The sequence below is a fragment of the Brenneria izadpanahii genome (genome assembly GCF_017569925.1).
GTDB lineage: Bacteria > Pseudomonadota > Gammaproteobacteria > Enterobacterales > Enterobacteriaceae > Brenneria > Brenneria izadpanahii.
In genome coordinates this window covers 2,454,144-2,469,631 of sequence record NZ_CP050854.1, presented here as the reverse complement: position 1 = coordinate 2,469,631, position 15,488 = coordinate 2,454,144, and the positions used below count along the sequence as shown (strand labels likewise).

At 51.9% G+C, this 15,488-nt stretch carries 14 protein-coding genes and 1 pseudogene; 9 read left to right on the top strand and 6 right to left on the bottom strand.

Going from position 1 to position 15,488, the window contains the following annotated elements; genetic code table 11:
• Nucleotides 1–68: 68 nt before the first annotated feature.
• Both ychF and pth read right to left on the bottom strand, forming a co-directional pair.
• A complete protein-coding gene (gene ychF, locus HC231_RS11165; RefSeq protein WP_208231035.1) occupies nucleotides 69–1,160 on the bottom strand; it encodes a redox-regulated ATPase YchF in 1,092 nt (363 codons plus the stop codon).
• Between the two features lie 130 nt (nucleotides 1,161–1,290).
• Nucleotides 1,291–1,932 carry an aminoacyl-tRNA hydrolase gene (gene pth / locus HC231_RS11160; RefSeq protein WP_208231034.1) on the bottom strand — a complete coding sequence of 214 codons (642 nt, stop codon included), beginning with the start codon at nucleotides 1,930–1,932 and terminating at the stop codon, nucleotides 1,291–1,293.
• A 300-nt stretch (nucleotides 1,933–2,232) separates the two neighbouring features.
• Between pth and ychH the strand changes: the two genes are divergently transcribed.
• The gene (gene ychH / locus HC231_RS11155; protein ID WP_208231033.1) at nucleotides 2,233–2,502 is read left to right on the top strand and encodes a stress-induced protein YchH; all 270 of its coding nucleotides are present in this window, start codon (nucleotides 2,233–2,235) and stop codon (nucleotides 2,500–2,502) included.
• Between the two features lie 152 nt (nucleotides 2,503–2,654).
• On the opposite strand, the gene prs is transcribed toward ychH, so the two are convergent.
• The 3 genes from prs to lolB form a co-directional block, all read right to left on the bottom strand.
• Nucleotides 2,655–3,602, bottom strand: coding sequence for a ribose-phosphate diphosphokinase (prs, locus tag HC231_RS11150; RefSeq protein ID WP_121514191.1), 948 nt, complete (start codon nucleotides 3,600–3,602; stop codon nucleotides 2,655–2,657).
• A gap of 147 nt (nucleotides 3,603–3,749) precedes the next feature.
• Nucleotides 3,750–4,622, bottom strand: a complete 873-nt coding sequence (gene ispE, locus HC231_RS11145) for a 4-(cytidine 5'-diphospho)-2-C-methyl-D-erythritol kinase (RefSeq protein WP_208231032.1) — start codon at nucleotides 4,620–4,622, stop codon at nucleotides 3,750–3,752.
• Between the two features lie 3 nt (nucleotides 4,623–4,625).
• Complete coding sequence (gene lolB / locus HC231_RS11140; RefSeq protein WP_208231031.1) at nucleotides 4,626–5,249, bottom strand: lipoprotein insertase outer membrane protein LolB; 624 nt, start codon at nucleotides 5,247–5,249, stop codon at nucleotides 4,626–4,628.
• 213 nt (nucleotides 5,250–5,462) lie between these two features.
• Between lolB and hemA the strand changes: the two genes are divergently transcribed.
• From hemA to kdsA, 6 genes are all read left to right on the top strand, one after another.
• On the top strand, nucleotides 5,463–6,719 hold the full coding sequence (hemA, locus tag HC231_RS11135) for a glutamyl-tRNA reductase (protein ID WP_208231030.1): 1,257 nt from the start codon (nucleotides 5,463–5,465) through the stop codon (nucleotides 6,717–6,719).
• Between the two features lie 37 nt (nucleotides 6,720–6,756).
• Nucleotides 6,757–7,839 (top strand): peptide chain release factor 1, encoded by a 1,083-nt coding sequence (gene prfA / locus HC231_RS11130; protein WP_208231029.1) that lies wholly within the window; start codon nucleotides 6,757–6,759, stop codon nucleotides 7,837–7,839.
• On the top strand, nucleotides 7,839–8,684 hold the full coding sequence (gene prmC, locus HC231_RS11125) for a peptide chain release factor N(5)-glutamine methyltransferase (protein WP_208231028.1): 846 nt from the start codon (nucleotides 7,839–7,841) through the stop codon (nucleotides 8,682–8,684). The genes prfA and prmC overlap by 1 nt, the downstream gene beginning before the upstream one ends.
• Nucleotides 8,685–8,704: 20 nt before the next feature.
• Nucleotides 8,705–9,097: a SirB2 family protein gene (locus tag HC231_RS11120; RefSeq protein ID WP_208231027.1), complete on the top strand. Its 393-nt coding sequence runs from the start codon at nucleotides 8,705–8,707 to the stop codon at nucleotides 9,095–9,097.
• Nucleotides 9,098–9,099: 2 nt separating this feature from the next.
• Nucleotides 9,100–9,909 (top strand): invasion regulator SirB1, encoded by an 810-nt coding sequence (gene sirB1, locus HC231_RS11115; protein ID WP_208231026.1) that lies wholly within the window; start codon nucleotides 9,100–9,102, stop codon nucleotides 9,907–9,909.
• A 105-nt stretch (nucleotides 9,910–10,014) separates the two neighbouring features.
• Nucleotides 10,015–10,869, top strand: a complete 855-nt coding sequence (kdsA, locus tag HC231_RS11110) for a 3-deoxy-8-phosphooctulonate synthase (protein ID WP_208231025.1) — start codon at nucleotides 10,015–10,017, stop codon at nucleotides 10,867–10,869.
• An 80-nt stretch (nucleotides 10,870–10,949) separates the two neighbouring features.
• Here the strand turns inward: kdsA and ydgH are convergent, their stop codons facing one another.
• Nucleotides 10,950–11,903, bottom strand: a complete 954-nt coding sequence (ydgH, locus tag HC231_RS11105) for a DUF1471 family protein YdgH (protein WP_208231024.1) — start codon at nucleotides 11,901–11,903, stop codon at nucleotides 10,950–10,952.
• A gap of 627 nt (nucleotides 11,904–12,530) precedes the next feature.
• On the opposite strand from ydgH, the gene pntA reads away from it, so the two are divergent.
• Nucleotides 12,531–14,063 carry a Re/Si-specific NAD(P)(+) transhydrogenase subunit alpha gene (gene pntA / locus HC231_RS11100; protein WP_208231023.1) on the top strand — a complete coding sequence of 511 codons (1,533 nt, stop codon included), beginning with the start codon at nucleotides 12,531–12,533 and terminating at the stop codon, nucleotides 14,061–14,063.
• Between the two features lie 10 nt (nucleotides 14,064–14,073).
• A pseudogene (pntB, locus tag HC231_RS11095) lies at nucleotides 14,074–15,461 on the top strand (Re/Si-specific NAD(P)(+) transhydrogenase subunit beta).
• The last annotated feature ends 27 nt before the right edge of the window (nucleotides 15,462–15,488 follow it).

Genomic DNA, 15,488 nt, shown 5'->3' with positions numbered 1-15,488 from the left:
CGTGGATTTTATAGATTTTTATGGCTTTCATGAGATTTGCTGAAACCTCATGAGACGACAAATTTTATTTAGACGTTAAACAAGAAGTTCATCACATCGCCATCTTTCACGATGTAGTCTTTACCTTCTGAACGCATTTTTCCCGCTTCTTTCGCGCCTTGCTCGCCTTTGTAGGTGATGAAGTCTTCATAAGCGATGGTCTGGGCGCGGATAAAGCCTTTTTCAAAGTCGGTGTGGATTTTGCCCGCAGCCTGGGGAGCCGTGGCGCCGACGGGAATGGTCCAGGCGCGGACTTCTTTAACGCCCGCCGTGAAGTAGGTTTGCAGATTCAGCAGCTCGTAGCCGGCGCGGATGACGCGGTTCAGGCCGGGCTCGGTCAGCCCCAGTTCCGCCATGAATTCATCGCGTTCTTCATCATCCAGTTCGGCGATATCGGATTCAACCGCGGCGCAAACCGGCACGACGACGGAACCTTCGGCGGCGGCGATCTCCCGAACCTGATCGAGATACGGGTTGTTTTCAAAACCGTCTTCGTTCACGTTGGCGATGTACATAGTCGGCTTCAACGTCAGAAAACTCAGATAACGAATCGCGGCTTTATCTTCCGCGCTCAGATCCAGCGAGCGCAGCATTCCTGCTTTCTCCAACTGCGGCAGGCATTTTTCCAGCGCTTCCAGTTCGGCTTTTGCGTCTTTGTCGCCGCCTTTGGCTTTCTTCTGTACGCGATGGATAGCGCGCTCACAGGTATCCAGGTCGGACAGGGCCAGTTCGGTATTGATCACATCAATATCATCGGCCGGGCTCACCTTGCCGGAAACGTGAACTATATTTTCGTTTTCAAAACAACGTACCACGTGACCAATGGCTTCGGTTTCACGAATGTTGGTCAGGAACTGGTTACCCAGGCCTTCGCCTTTGGAAGCGCCTTTTACCAACCCGGCGATATCGACAAACTCCATGGTGGTAGGGAGGGTACGCTGCGGTTTGACGATTTCGGCCAGTTTATCCAGACGCGGATCGGGCATTGGCACTACGCCGGTATTGGGTTCAATGGTACAAAACGGGAAGTTGGCCGCTTCGATACCGGCTTTGGTCAACGCGTTGAACAGGGTGGATTTACCGACGTTAGGCAGGCCGACGATACCGCATTTAAATCCCATGTTTATATCACCTTAAATTACTTATTAATCAGACAATTAATCAAAAATGCCTGTCAGAATGAAAATATTCCGGCTGATTATACACGGAATGACTATTTATCTCGATCAGCCATCGTCATCAGCGCGCGATTTATACCGCTTTGAATGAATGTAAGCGGTTCATGGCTTTCACCATATCCTCTTTCAGCAGGATCTCAGTGCAGCGGATCGCTTCATCAATGGCTTCATCAATCAGCTTTTGTTCGCTGACGGGCGGTTTTCCCAGAACAAAGCCGACCACCTTATTTTTATCGCCCGGATGCCCGATGCCAATGCGTAAACGATGGAAGTTGGGGTTATTCCCCAGCTTACTGATGATATCCTTTAATCCATTATGGCCGCCGTGCCCACCGCCTAATTTGAGTTTGGCAACCCCTGGCAATAAGTCCAGCTCATCATGCGCAACCAGAATTTCATCCGGCTGAATGCGATAAAACGTCGCCATGGCGGCCACGGCTTTGCCACTCAGGTTCATAAACGTAGTCGGGACCAACAACCGGATATCGCGTCCAGCCAAATTAAGGCGCGAGGTATAACCAAAAAACTTGCTTTCTTCCTTCAACGGCTGGCGATGAATTTCAGCCAGACGGTCAACATACCAGGCTCCCGCATTATGACGAGTGGCCGCATACTCAGCGCCAGGGTTAGCCAGGCCAACAATTAACTTAATGCTACTCACGATAATATTCCAGATTGCGTGCCATATCGCTGTTGTTCGATATAACGTCCGCATAATTTAAATAGCGGTGAAGGCCGATAGTTTACACATATCTCTTTATTACTTGAAGGCCGCAGAGCATTTGACATCAATACCAGGACGCCTAAGCTCAATATGAACGTTAAGAACATTGCCCGGCCAAACCAGGTAGGGATTATTTAAATATTTGTCTATTTATCTAGTTATATGTAAAAAAATATTCTTTTTACTCCGCTATCTGTGATCCCTCACGCAATCATCAGCCCCCTGATTGTCTATAATTACATCAATACAACGAAGCCCCATTCATCCACAGAGTTTATCTGGAGGTGACAGATGAAACGTAAGAACGTGACTACATTGGGTAACGTGTTGATGGGCATCGGTATGTTTCTGATGATTGGCGGTATTGCTTACTCCATCATCAGTCAGTTTCCCGATCTGAACCTGCCGCATCATTCGGCCTATATTGATTTGGTGGCCATTTTTACCGGGGCTATTTCCTGGCTGGCAGGCGCTCGTATTAGCGGCCGCGAAAAAGTCGCCGATCGTTATTGGTGGTTAAAACATTTTGATAAGCGCTGCCGGCGAGAACGCCATTCATAGCGCAATATAAAATATAATCTGTAGCGAATTTCAAAATCCGCTGTGGCCTCTGTGCGACGGCGGTTTTTTATCTCTATATTCCTTCACGCCAATAATTAAGCCACCTGAAAAGGTGGCTTAACTCGCGGAAATAACCAGACCGGCAGAAACGATTAGTGCTCAAACATAGCAGAAATCGACTCTTCATTGCTGATGCGACGAATCGCTTCAGCCAACATGCCGGACAGCGTCAGCGTACGAACATTCGGCAGCGATTTGATCTTGTCCGTCAACGGAATGGTGTCGCAGACAATCACTTCATCAATGACCGAATTTTTAATGTTATCGTACGCCTTACCTGAGAAGATCGGGTGCGTCGCGTAGGCAAATACGCGTTTGGCGCCACGTTCTTTCAGCGCTTCAGCCGCTTTGCACAGCGTACCGCCGGTATCGATCATATCGTCAACCAACACGCAGTCACGTCCGGCAACGTCACCGATGATATGCATCACCTGAGACACGTTGGCGCGCGGGCGTCGTTTATCGATAATCGCCATGTCGGTATCGTTCAGCAGCTTGGCGATGGCGCGGGCGCGAACAACGCCGCCAATATCCGGGGATACCACGATCGGATTATCCAGTTCCTGTTGCAACATATCTTCCAACAGAATAGGACTACCGAAAACGTTATCGACTGGGACGTCAAAGAAGCCCTGGATCTGTTCTGCGTGCAGATCTACGGTCAGTACACGGTCGACGCCTACGCTGGAAAGAAAATCGGCAACCACTTTAGCGGTGATTGGCACACGGGCAGAGCGTACCCGGCGATCCTGACGAGCATAGCCGAAATAAGGAATAACGGCGGTGATTCGTCCGGCGGAAGCGCGGCGAAGCGCATCAACCATAACAACCAATTCCATCAGGTTATCGTTAGTCGGTGCGCAGGTGGACTGGATGATGAAAATATCACCACCGCGTACATTTTCATTGATTTGCACGCTGACTTCACCATCGCTAAAACGACCGACTGCGGCGTCGCCAAGGCTAGTGTACAAACGGTTGGCAATACGTTGTGCTAGTTCCGGGGTGGCGTTACCAGCAAAAAGCTTCATATCAGGCACGAGAAGAACCTCAGGCTTGCGTCCAGAGAAATATTGTACCCGCTATAATATCCGGGAGCGGTGAGCAACAACAGGTACAATATGCATACGGGTGTATGAATTAAGCTTGATAACACACAGCCCGAAAAGGTTGGGTGTTATCAAAACCTAACATTGCCCGGAAAGCGTGCGTTGCAGCGGAGAAACGTTAACGCCTCGCGCCACAAAACCATTTAACCAATCCGGGGCCTGGTCAAGCACCTGACGGGCTTCGGGCTCGGTGTCGAACTCAGCAAACACACAAGCACCTGTTCCGGTCAGGCGCGCCGGGGCGTATTCTAACAGCCATGAAAGTAGCTGTTCAACCTCACGAAAACGTTTTCTTGCGATAGTCTCACAATCATTGACAAAGGTCTGTTTTAGTAACGTTTCTAAAGATCGAACCGGAGAATTTCGTTTTAGCTGGGGATCGCCAAAGATTAGCGGGGTAGAGATGCTGATGCCAGGGTGCGCCACCAGATACCATTTTTCAGCTGGATAGGCGGGCGTCAGCTTTTCTCCTATGCCTTCTGCAAATGCGGCGTGTCCATGAATGAACACCGGAACGTCGGCGCCGAGCCGCAGGCCGAGGCCGGCCAACGCATCTGCGCTCAGATTGCACTGCCACAGGTGATTAAGCGCGACCAGCGCCGTGGCCGCATTAGATGAACCGCCGCCCAGTCCGCCGCCCATCGGCAGGCGCTTATCGATACGAATATCCGCGCCGAAACCGGCGGGGCGAACGCCGCGGCTGATGCAATGTTGTTGCAGCAGGCGAGCCGCGCGGATAATCAGATTCTGCTCGTTATCAACGCCGTCTATCGGCGTGAGCAATTGAATCCGTTCATCCTGACGAGGCGTAATCGTCAACGTATCGCCATAGTCTAAAAATTGAAACAGGGTTTGCAGCAGGTGATAGCCATCCGCCCGCCGCCCCGTGATATAAAGGAACAAGTTCAGTTTGGCTGGAGAGGGCCATTTCTCAATGAAGTTGAGCCGCATGGGTTATTTTACCGTCCAGTTATCCATTCTTAACTTAATACGCTGTTCGCCCTGAGTAAGCTCCAGGTTTTCCGGCAATGGCGGATTCACTTTCTGGTTGTAGCTCTGATAGCTCACGCTCCAGTTTTGATCGCCCTGGCGATAGGTGACCTTATTCAACAGGAACCGATCGTCGAGGGAGAAATCGCTCGCATCGCCCGGCAGCCCCAGGATCCACTGACGCAGATTATTCAGCGGGATCGCCATTCCCGTCAGCTGTCGCACCATATCTTCTGCGTCTTTCCCGACGTAGCGTTTACCCTGATTGTCGGTGATCTGTACGCTGCCCGGCTGCGCGCTCAGCTCCAGTTCCGTGCTCCCCAGCGGGTTGGTCAACAACAGACGATAGCGCTGTGATGATGACTCCTCCCAGTAAAAACGGGCATATAGTTTCTTGCTATCGGAGATATAGGCAAAGGAGCCGCGGGTCAGATATTGGCTCAGCTGTTGCACTTTCTGTTGATGCTGTTGCCACTCGGGCGACGTCGGACTTTTTCCCGGCGAAGCGGGTTGGTGAAGACTACAGGCGGTCAGTAAAAAACCGGCTAAAGGCAGTAGCCGCAAGCAACGGAGGGTGATTAGTGGCATGTCTGTCGGATCCTATAAATCAGGTTGAGTATCGCAAAATGTGTCACGCTAACGGGCTTGTGACTCAGCGTCAATATTTGTCGTTTTCATCAAAGAGTATACACCGAGGAGGGGCGGCATTGCGCGCTGTCGCTTTTCTTGCTTCCCGGCATCAAGTAGAATGCCATTCACACGAAACCCATACTAACACCGGTATTACTCAAGAATTGTTCAATGACGCTGCTTGCGCTAGGTATTAATCACAAAACGGCTCCAGTTTCTTTGCGTGAACGAGTTTCTTTCTCGCCGGATGCGCTGGAGCAGGCTCTGAATAGCCTGCTGCAACAACCTATGGTGCAGGGCGGCGTACTGCTGTCCACCTGCAACCGCACCGAAATCTACCTCAGCGTCGAAGAGCGGGAAAATCTGCGTGAGCAACTGATTGACTGGTTATGTGAATATCACCATCTGAATCCTGATGAAGTCAGCGACAGCCTTTACTGGCATAAAGACAACGCCGCCGTCAGCCATTTAATGCGCGTTGCCAGCGGCCTGGATTCACTGGTGTTGGGCGAACCGCAGATTTTGGGGCAGGTGAAGAAAGCTTTTGCTGAATCATTGCGCGGACATAACGTCTCCGGCGAGCTTGAGCGCTTATTCCAGAAATCATTTACCGTCGCCAAGCGGGTTCGCACCGAGACGGATATCGGCGCCAGCGCGGTGTCTGTCGCGTTTGCCGCGTGTACGCTGGCGCGCCAGATTTTCGAATCCCTTGCCGATGTTAACGTGTTATTGGTCGGCGCGGGGGAAACCATCGAACTGGTGGCCCGCCATCTTCATGAACATCGGGTTCATCGTATGGTGATTGCCAACCGTACTCGCGAACGCGCTCGGGCGCTGGCCGCCGAAGTAGGGGCCGAAGTCATTACTCTCGCCGAACTGGATGAGCAGCTTGCTCATGCCGATATCGTAATTAGCTCAACCGCCAGCACGCTGCCGATTATTGGGAAAGGGATGATGGAAAGGACGCTGAAAGCAAGACGCAATCAGCCGATGTTAATGGTGGATATTGCCGTTCCGCGTGATATCGAACCGGAAGTGGGTAAATTACCTAACGTTTATCTTTATAGCGTTGATGATCTGCACGCCATCATTCAGCACAATTTAGCGCAGCGCAAAGCAGCCGCTATCCAGGCGGAATCGATTGTTCAGCAGGAAAGCTCTGACTTTATGGCCTGGATGCGGGCGCAGTCCGCCGTCGATACCATCCGCGATTACCGGGATCAGGCAGAGGAACTTCGTTCGGAAATGACGGCCAAGGCCATTGCCGCTATTCAGCAGGGAAACGATGTGGAAGCGGTCATTCAGGAATTGACGCATCGTTTAACCAATCGTTTAATTCATGCTCCCACCAAATCTCTTCAACAAGCCGCCCGCGATGGCGATTTGAACCGTTTGCAAATTTTACGTGACAGCCTTGGGCTGGACTAGTATTCATCTCTTTTAATAACAGGATTTAACAGCCCGCATGAAGCCTTCTATTGTTGCTAAACTGGAAGCGTTACAAGAGCGCCATGAGGAAGTTCAGGCGTTACTCGGTGAGTCGAGCGTGATCGCTGATATGGACCGATTTCGCGCATTGTCCCGCGAGTATGCGCAGCTCACTGATATTACTCGCTGTTTCCAACAATGGCAGCAGGTACAGGAAGATATACAAACCGCGGAAATCATGCTGGATGATGCGGAAATGCGCGAAATGGCGCAGGAAGAATTAAAACAGGCGAAACTAACCGCTGAAGAACTGGAACAGCAGCTTCAGGTTCTGCTATTACCGAAAGATCCGGATGACGAACGCGGTTGCTTCCTTGAAATTCGCGCCGGAACCGGCGGGGATGAAGCGGCGATCTTCGCCGGCGATTTGTTCCGCATGTACAGCCGATACGCGGAAACCCGCCGTTGGCAGGTTGAAGTCATGAGCGCCAGTGATGGCGAGCATGGCGGTTATAAAGAAGTCATCGCCAAAGTCTCCGGCGATGGCGTCTATGGTCAGCTCAAATTCGAATCCGGCGGCCATCGCGTGCAGCGCGTTCCTGCAACCGAGTCGCAGGGGCGTATTCACACCTCGGCATGCACCGTGGCGGTGATGCCGGAAATCCCGGAAGCCGAACTGCCCGAAATCAACCCAACCGACTTGCGTATCGATACGTTCCGCTCGTCCGGGGCGGGCGGTCAGCACGTCAACACCACCGATTCCGCCATTCGTATTACCCACTTGCCGACCGGCATCGTCGTTGAATGTCAGGATGAGCGTTCACAGCATAAAAACAAGGCTAAGGCGTTGTCCGTGCTGGGCGCGCGTATCCGCGCCGCGGAAATGCAGAAACGGCAGTTGGAGGAAGCCTCTACGCGCCGTAATCTGCTTGGCAGCGGCGATCGTTCGGATCGTATCCGCACCTATAACTTTCCGCAGGGAAGGGTGACCGATCATCGAATCAACCTGACGCTTTACCGCCTGGATGAAGCAATGGAGGGCAAGCTGGATATGCTGATTCAGCCAATAGTTCAGGAATATCAGGCCGATCAGCTTGCCGCGCTTTCAGAGCAAGAGTAATGGATTATCAAACCTGGTTAGCATCGGCCACTGCGCGGCTGGCGGCGGGGGAAAGCCCGAAACGCGATGCGGAAATCCTGCTGAGCTTTGTCACCGGGAAAGCGCGCACGTTTTTGCTGGCGTTTGGTGAAACCATGCTGACGGACGGCCAGTCGCGGCAGTTGGATGCGCTGCTGGCCCGGCGGGTTAAAGGCGAACCTATCGCCTATCTGACCGGAGAACGCGAGTTTTGGTCGCTGCCGCTGCTGGTTTCGCCCGCCACGCTGATACCACGCCCTGATACCGAGCGGCTGGTTGAGCTGGCATTGCAACGCTTGCCCGCTGAAGCGTCCGCCGTCTTGGATCTGGGCGCCGGCACCGGCGCGATTGCGCTGGCCATTGCCAGCGAGCGCCCTGACTGTCAGGTGACTGGCGTGGATGCGCAGTCCGAAGCCGTCGCGCTGGCAAGGCGCAACGCCGAGCGGCTTGGTATTACGAACGCCCGATTTTTATTGAGCGACTGGTTCTCGTCGCTATCGCAACAGCGGTTCACGCTGATCGTCAGCAATCCTCCCTATATCGATGCCGATGATATCCATCTGTCTCAGGGCGATGTTCGTTTTGAGCCCGACAGCGCGCTGGTGGCCGCGGAGCATGGGTTGGCCGATTTGCGTTTTATTATCGAACATGCCGTCAACCATTTACTGCCGAACGGCTGGCTATTACTGGAGCACGGATGGCAACAGGGAGCCGCCGTGCGCCGGTTGTTGCAAAACAGCGGGTTTGCACGGATAGAGACCTATCGGGATTACGGCAATAACGATCGCGTTTCGCTAGGGCAATGGCTAAACGCGGCAATTAAATAATTATTCAGGAGGCGACGCGGATGGCGCTTTTTTTAGGGTTTGCATATCTGCATATGGTTACGGTCGGCGCCAGCATTTTTTTATTTGTGCTGCGTTTTTTCTGGTTATGCCGGCAATCCGCCATGCTGCGACAACGATGGGTTAAGATACTGCCGCATATAAACGATACTTTATTATTAGTCAGCGGTATCGGCTTAGTCGTTATTAACCGCGTTTATCCGTTCGTTGCCGGACAAAGCTGGCTGACGGAAAAACTGTTTGGCGTTATTATTTACATCCTCCTTGGCGCAATCGCTTTGGGGAAACGCCCACGTAGTGGGAAAGTGCGTTGGCTGGCGTTTATACTTGCCTTAGTATGCTTTTATCTGGTTATGCAGATTTCGCTGACTAAGTTACCGTTGCAGATGGAATAACTATGAGTTCTATTGCTAATTTTGAATTCAATCGTTCACAATTAAGTGAAGGTGTCGTATTAGTTTCACAGGCGATTCGCCGCGACTTCCCCGCTCAGGATGTGCGGAAAAATCTGCAACAGCTGGTTGACGATGCCCGCGCGGTCATTCCCGAAGATCTTGAACAAGATTTGCAGCTTGAAAAGCTCATCGAGCTTTTCTTTCACACCTGGGGATTTGGCGGCGCCAGCGGCGTTTATCGGCTTTCCGATGTGCTGTGGCTGGATAAGGTACTGGAGTCCCGCCAGGGCATGCCGGTATCGCTTGGCGTTATCTTCCTGCATATCGCGCATGCGCTCGGGCTGCCGCTGATGCCGGTCATCTTCCCAACCCAGCTTATTTTGCGGGCGGACTGGCTGGACGAAGAAATGTGGCTGATCAATCCGTTAAACGGCGACACCTTGAGCGAGCATGTGCTGGAAGTGTGGCTGAAAGGCAATATTGGCCCGTCGTCGCAGCTGATGGATGAAGATCTTGATGAGGCCGAGAATGTGCTGATCGTCCGTAAAATACTCGATACGCTGAAAGTGGCGCTAATGGAGGAAAAACAGATGGAACTGGCCCTGAAAGCCAGCGAAACGGTGTTGCAGTTCGATCCCGACGATCCATATGAAATCCGTGACCGCGGCCTGATTTACGCCCAGTTGGACTGCGATCACATTGCGCTATCCGACCTTAACTATTTTGTTGAACAATGCCCGGAAGATCCGGTGAGTGAAATGATTAAAGTGCAAATTCACTCAATAGAGCAAAAACATATCGTCCTGCATTGATGAATGCATATTTATACCCGCTTGACCTCAAGGCAAAGCCGGACGAAAGCTTGAACGTCGGCGGGTGTATTTCAACGTTGATTTATCCGACATTAAGGTAAAAGTATGAAGAACAAAGTGGTCAAGGTGGGGGATATCCCCGTTGCCAACGATCTGCCTTTTGTTTTGTTTGGCGGCATGAATGTACTTGAATCACGCGATCTGGCGATGCGTATCTGCGAGCATTACGTTACGGTAACGCAAAAGCTGGGTATTCCATACGTGTTCAAGGCCTCATTTGATAAAGCCAACCGCTCCTCCATTCATTCTTACCGCGGTCCGGGCCTGGAAGAAGGAATGAAAATTTTTCAGGAACTAAAACAGGCCTTTGACGTAAAAATAATTACCGACGTCCATGAGTCATTCCAGGCTCAGCCCGTCGCGGAGGTTGTTGATGTTATCCAGTTGCCGGCATTCCTGGCGCGTCAAACCGATCTGGTTGAGGCGATGGCGAAAACCGGAGCCGTCATTAACGTGAAAAAACCCCAGTTTGTCAGCCCCGGACAAGTAGGAAACATCGTCGATAAGTTTATCGAAGGCGGAAACGATCGGGTGATTCTGTGCGATCGCGGCAGCAACTTCGGTTACGATAATCTGGTTGTGGATATGCTGGGCTTTAATGTTATGAAGCAGGTTTCCCACGGCGCACCGGTGATTTTTGACGTTACTCACGCATTGCAGTGCCGCGATCCGTTTGGCGCGGCATCCGGCGGACGACGCGCGCAGGTAACCGAGCTTGCCCGCGCGGGGATGGCGGTAGGGCTGGCGGGGCTCTTCATTGAGGCGCATCCCGATCCGGCTAATGCGAAATGCGATGGTCCTTCCGCATTACCGCTTGATAAGCTGGAACCCTTCCTCAAACAGATCAAAGCCATTGACGATCTGGTGAAAAGTTTCCCTGAACTGGATACCAGTAAATAAGGGATACGTTGGCTTGCGTTACCCGGCCGATAAAAAAACCCGCATTACGCGGGTTTTTTTTGGGGCTTGCGACACGAAAATTATCTATACAGGTCAGCGCTAATAGTCATATTCGTACCGTTTCCCTGCCACTGTTTGGTAATGTGGTAATACTTGGCGCCTTTCTGGGCGGCGCGTTTGGCAACCGCTTCCGATACGGCGGGGCTGGTGGTGTAGTTTCCACGGAAGGTGATCGAATCAAACGGCACCATCTGCGCGGCGGTGGCGTTATTCACTTCTTCAATCTTGGTGCCGTCCGGCAACGTTACCGTGTAACGGCCGCCTTTCGACGATTGAGTTTCAAAGAAATTGCCGACGTTGCGGCTTGGGCTGCCTGAGTTCGCCACGCCTGGAATTTCCACCTTGGCGGCTTCAGCGCCACCGGCGGCCAAAGCTGCGCGCCCGGCCTCGGAATCAGCGGGAATGGCATCCGCGCTCTGGATCTGGCGCTTAGGCGCATCGGCTTTGTATATATACGCCGTAGCCCGCTGGTTGCCCCCTTCGGAGTTAATGTTTATTTGGCGCACAATGTAGAAAGAAGCCGCGTTTTTTTCTTTCGCCGCTTTGGCGATCGCTTCATTCAGGCTTGGCTGATTGGGGAAATAGCCGCTGACGGTGACCGTATCATACGGTTCCAACGCATAGGCAACATCTTTAGGAAGCTCTTTGACGCCATGAAAATCACGTAATTTAACATTGCCATCAGCCTTGGGCGCATCTTTATGATAGAGGTCAACGATAACGTTCCAGTTGCCATTGGAATTCTCGTCTATCATGTCCTGCACATAGAACGCATCGGCGCCTAGCTTACCCGCCCGTTTCGATGCGGCGGCAACCGCTTCATTGATAGCGTTAAACCGGCCTTTAAATGAAATGCGCTCAAATGGCTGCAATGCGTCAGCCTGTTCCGGCGTGAGTTCCTTCGCAGCCTGCGCTGAAAATGCCGATAACGAGAGCAGTGCGGATGCAATAACAATAGTAGTCTTCAACTTCATAAAAGGATCCTTTCGCTTGGCGCATTTGGTTTATAACGTGCTTAGCAATCAAGATGTAATGGGATAGCCACGGATTATCGCACGGAATACAAACACATGCCTTAGCATTTTTGCAGGATATTCCAACGCTCCCTTATGGGAATGGAATGAAGAAAAGCGCAAATAATAACGGTTAATGATTGTTTTCTCATAATAAAGGATATTTATGAGAAATTCATGTATTAACAAGCCCGTAACACATGTGTTTTGTGAAATACCCCAGAATAATACTTCAATAATAATGCTACAAAGGGGGCGGTAAGTGTGATTTTTGACCAAAAAAAGCGGGTGACGCCCATAATAACTCGGCTTTTGTGTGAAATTCGTTTTATCTATGGATCATCGATCACATTTTCAGTAGGTTATATACCAATTAGATTTCAAGTCGGACCTTGGCGGCAACCTAGCGTCTTATTAGGCTAAGATATGTAGTGCGGAATGCCGCCGCCATTGCAATTCGCAAGATACAGAGCATAGATGATTTGACTAGTATAGAGAACGGGGTGAAATAGATCTCAGTCAATTCATATTACCGCAGTAAGGTAACTTAATAACCTTCGTTAAAAATAAGCAAAAAAGGGAATCAGTATGCGTATTGGTGTTCCAAGAGAACGGTTGACCAATGAAGCAAGAGTCGCGGCAACGCCGAAAACGGTCGAGCAGTTGCTGAAACTTGGCTTTGAGGTCTCGATAGAACGTGGGGCAGGGAAACTTGCTAGTTTTGAAGACGCGGCTTACGCAGAAGCCGGCGCGTCAATTGCAGATACCGCAGAAATCTGGCAATCCGATATTGTCCTGAAGGTCAATGCGCCGCTGGATGAGGAAATTGAACTCACCCGCGCGGGAAGTACGATTGTCAGCTTTATCTGGCCCGCTCAGAATCCCGAGCTACTCGAAAAACTGGCCGCCCGCCAGGTGACCGTGCTCGCAATGGACTCTGTGCCGCGAATCTCACGCGCCCAGTCAATGGATGCGCTCAGCTCAATGGCGAATATTGCGGGTTACCGCGCCATTGTAGAAGCCGCCCATGAGTTTGGCCGCTTCTTTACCGGGCAGATTACCGCTGCCGGTAAAGTTCCGCCGGCCAAGGTTATGATTATCGGCGCCGGTGTCGCGGGTCTGGCTGCGATCGGCGCGGCAGGGAGTTTAGGTGCGATTGTCCGCGCTTTTGATACTCGCCCCGAAGTTAAGGAGCAGGTCAAGAGTATGGGCGCCGAGTTCCTGGAACTTGACTTTGAAGAAGAAGCCGGCAGCGGCGACGGCTATGCCAAAGTCATGTCGGAAGCCTTTATCAAAGCGGAAATGGAACTGTTTGCCGCACAGGCAAAAGATGTTGATATCATCGTCACCACCGCGCTTATCCCCGGCAAACCCGCTCCGCGCCTAATTACCAAAGATATGGTTCTGAGCATGAAGCCCGGCAGCGTGATTGTCGATCTGGCCGCTCAAACCGGCGGTAACTGCGAACTGACGGTTGCCGATCAGGTTACGGTAACGGAAAACGGCGTCAAAATTATCGGTTATACCGATCTGCCCAGCCGTCTGCCGACCCAGTCTTCCCAGCTTTACGGCACCAACCTGGTTAACCTGTTGAAGCTGTTGTGCAAAGAGAAGAATGGCGAAATCGACGTTAATTTCGAAGACAACGTCATTCGTGGCGTAACGGTTATCAAAAATGGCGAAGTAACCTGGCCTGCGCCGCCGATTCAGGTTTCCGCTCAGCCGCAGCAGGCCAAACCTGCCGCCGCCGCGGTGGCGAAAGAAGAGGAAAAGCCGGCTTCTCCGTGGAAGAAATATGCTTTCATCGCCATTGCCATCCTGCTGTTCGGCTGGCTGGCGAATGTCGCGCCCAAAGAGTTCCTATCTCACTTCACCGTTTTCGCGCTGGCGTGCGTGGTGGGGTACTACGTCGTGTGGAATGTTAGTCATGCGCTGCACACGCCCTTGATGTCGGTAACCAATGCGATATCCGGGATTATCGTGGTAGGGGCATTGTTGCAAATTGGTCACGGCGGATGGGTGTCTTTCTTTTCCTTCATCGCCGTATTGATCGCCAGCATCAATATTTTCGGTGGTTTCACCGTCACTCAGCGCATGCTGAAAATGTTCCGCAAAAATTAAGGGGTAACACATGTCTGGTGGATTAGTTACAGCTGCATACATTGTTGCCGCGATCTTATTTATTTTTAGTCTGGCTGGTTTATCCAAGCACGAAACGTCTCGTCAGGGGAACATCTTCGGCGTCGTCGGGATGGCGATAGCGTTGATCGCCACCATCCTTGGGCCTGAAACCGGAAACGTTGGCTGGATCATTCTCGCCATGGTAATTGGCGGCGCGATCGGCGTTTATCTGGCGCGTAAAGTTGAAATGACCGAAATGCCGGAACTGGTTGCCATTCTTCACAGCTTTGTGGGGCTGGCCGCCGTTCTGGTTGGATTTAACAGCTTTCTTGATCACGGCGAAATCACCGACCCGGTGATGGTGAATATCCATTTGACGGAAGTCTTCCTGGGTATCTTCATCGGTGCGGTAACCTTTACCGGTTCGGTTGTCGCTTTTGGCAAGCTGCGCGGTAAAATCTCATCCAAACCGCTGATGCTGCCTCATCGTCACAAAATGAACCTGGCGGCGCTGGTTGTCTCTTTCCTGCTGCTTCTGGCGTTTATTAATACCGACAGCGTTGTGGCGCAAACCCTCGCTTTACTGGTCATGACCGCAATCGCATTGGTGTTCGGCTGGCATTTGGTCGCCTCCATCGGCGGCGCCGACATGCCGGTCGTGGTTTCCATGCTGAACTCCTACTCAGGATGGGCCGCCGCCGCCGCGGGCTTCATGTTAAGCAACGACCTGTTGATTGTGACCGGTGCTTTGGTGGGTTCTTCCGGGGCCATCCTGTCTTACATCATGTGTAAGGCGATGAACCGTTCCTTTATCAGCGTGATTGCCGGTGGTTTCGGCACCGACGGCTCTTCCACCGGTGAAAGCGAAGAGATGGGCGAATACCGTGAGGCTTCAGCGGAAGAAGTGGCTGAGTTACTCAAGAACTCAAGCTCGGTGATCATCACCCCGGATATGGCATGGCGGTAGCGCAGGCACAGTATCCGGTACACGATATTACCGCTAAGCTGCGCGCCCGCGGCGTTAATGTTCGGTTCGGCATTCACCCGGTTGCGGGTCGCTTGCCTGGTCATATGAACGTGCTGTTGGCCGAAGCGAAAGTGCCTTACGATATCGTGCTGGAAATGGATGAAATCAATGATGATTTCGCCGATACCGATACCGTGTTGGTCATCGGCGCCAATGACACGGTAAACCCGGCCGCGCAGGAAGATCCGCATAGCCCGATTGCGGGAATGCCGGTTCTTGAAGTGTGGAAAGCGCAGAATGTCATCGTGTTCAAACGCTCGATGAATACCGGCTATGCCGGCGTTCAGAACCCGTTATTCTTCAAAGAAAATACACAGATGCTATTTGGCGATGCCAAAGACAGCGTAGAAGCGATTCTGAAAGCGCTGTAATCCCTACCGGGAATAGGCTGACGAAAA

Excerpts from the sequence above, each read along its gene's own strand:
- sirB1 (WP_208231026.1), top strand. The coding sequence starts at position 9,100 with ATGAGTTCTATTGCTAATTTTGAATTCAATCGTTCACAATTAAGTGAA.
- kdsA (WP_208231025.1), top strand. The coding sequence starts at position 10,015 with ATGAAGAACAAAGTGGTCAAGGTGGGGGATATCCCCGTTGCCAACGAT.
- ychH (WP_208231033.1), top strand. The coding sequence starts at position 2,233 with ATGAAACGTAAGAACGTGACTACATTGGGTAACGTGTTGATGGGCATC.
- hemA (WP_208231030.1), top strand. The coding sequence starts at position 5,463 with ATGACGCTGCTTGCGCTAGGTATTAATCACAAAACGGCTCCAGTTTCT.
- ispE (WP_208231032.1), bottom strand. The coding sequence starts at position 4,622 with ATGCGGCTCAACTTCATTGAGAAATGGCCCTCTCCAGCCAAACTGAAC.
- ychF (WP_208231035.1), bottom strand. The coding sequence starts at position 1,160 with ATGGGATTTAAATGCGGTATCGTCGGCCTGCCTAACGTCGGTAAATCC.
- ydgH (WP_208231024.1), bottom strand. The coding sequence starts at position 11,903 with ATGAAGTTGAAGACTACTATTGTTATTGCATCCGCACTGCTCTCGTTA.
- pntA (WP_208231023.1), top strand. The coding sequence starts at position 12,531 with ATGCGTATTGGTGTTCCAAGAGAACGGTTGACCAATGAAGCAAGAGTC.
- HC231_RS11120 (WP_208231027.1), top strand. The coding sequence starts at position 8,705 with ATGGCGCTTTTTTTAGGGTTTGCATATCTGCATATGGTTACGGTCGGC.
- prfA (WP_208231029.1), top strand. The coding sequence starts at position 6,757 with ATGAAGCCTTCTATTGTTGCTAAACTGGAAGCGTTACAAGAGCGCCAT.
- prmC (WP_208231028.1), top strand. The coding sequence starts at position 7,839 with ATGGATTATCAAACCTGGTTAGCATCGGCCACTGCGCGGCTGGCGGCG.
- lolB (WP_208231031.1), bottom strand. The coding sequence starts at position 5,249 with ATGCCACTAATCACCCTCCGTTGCTTGCGGCTACTGCCTTTAGCCGGT.
- pth (WP_208231034.1), bottom strand. The coding sequence starts at position 1,932 with ATGCGGACGTTATATCGAACAACAGCGATATGGCACGCAATCTGGAAT.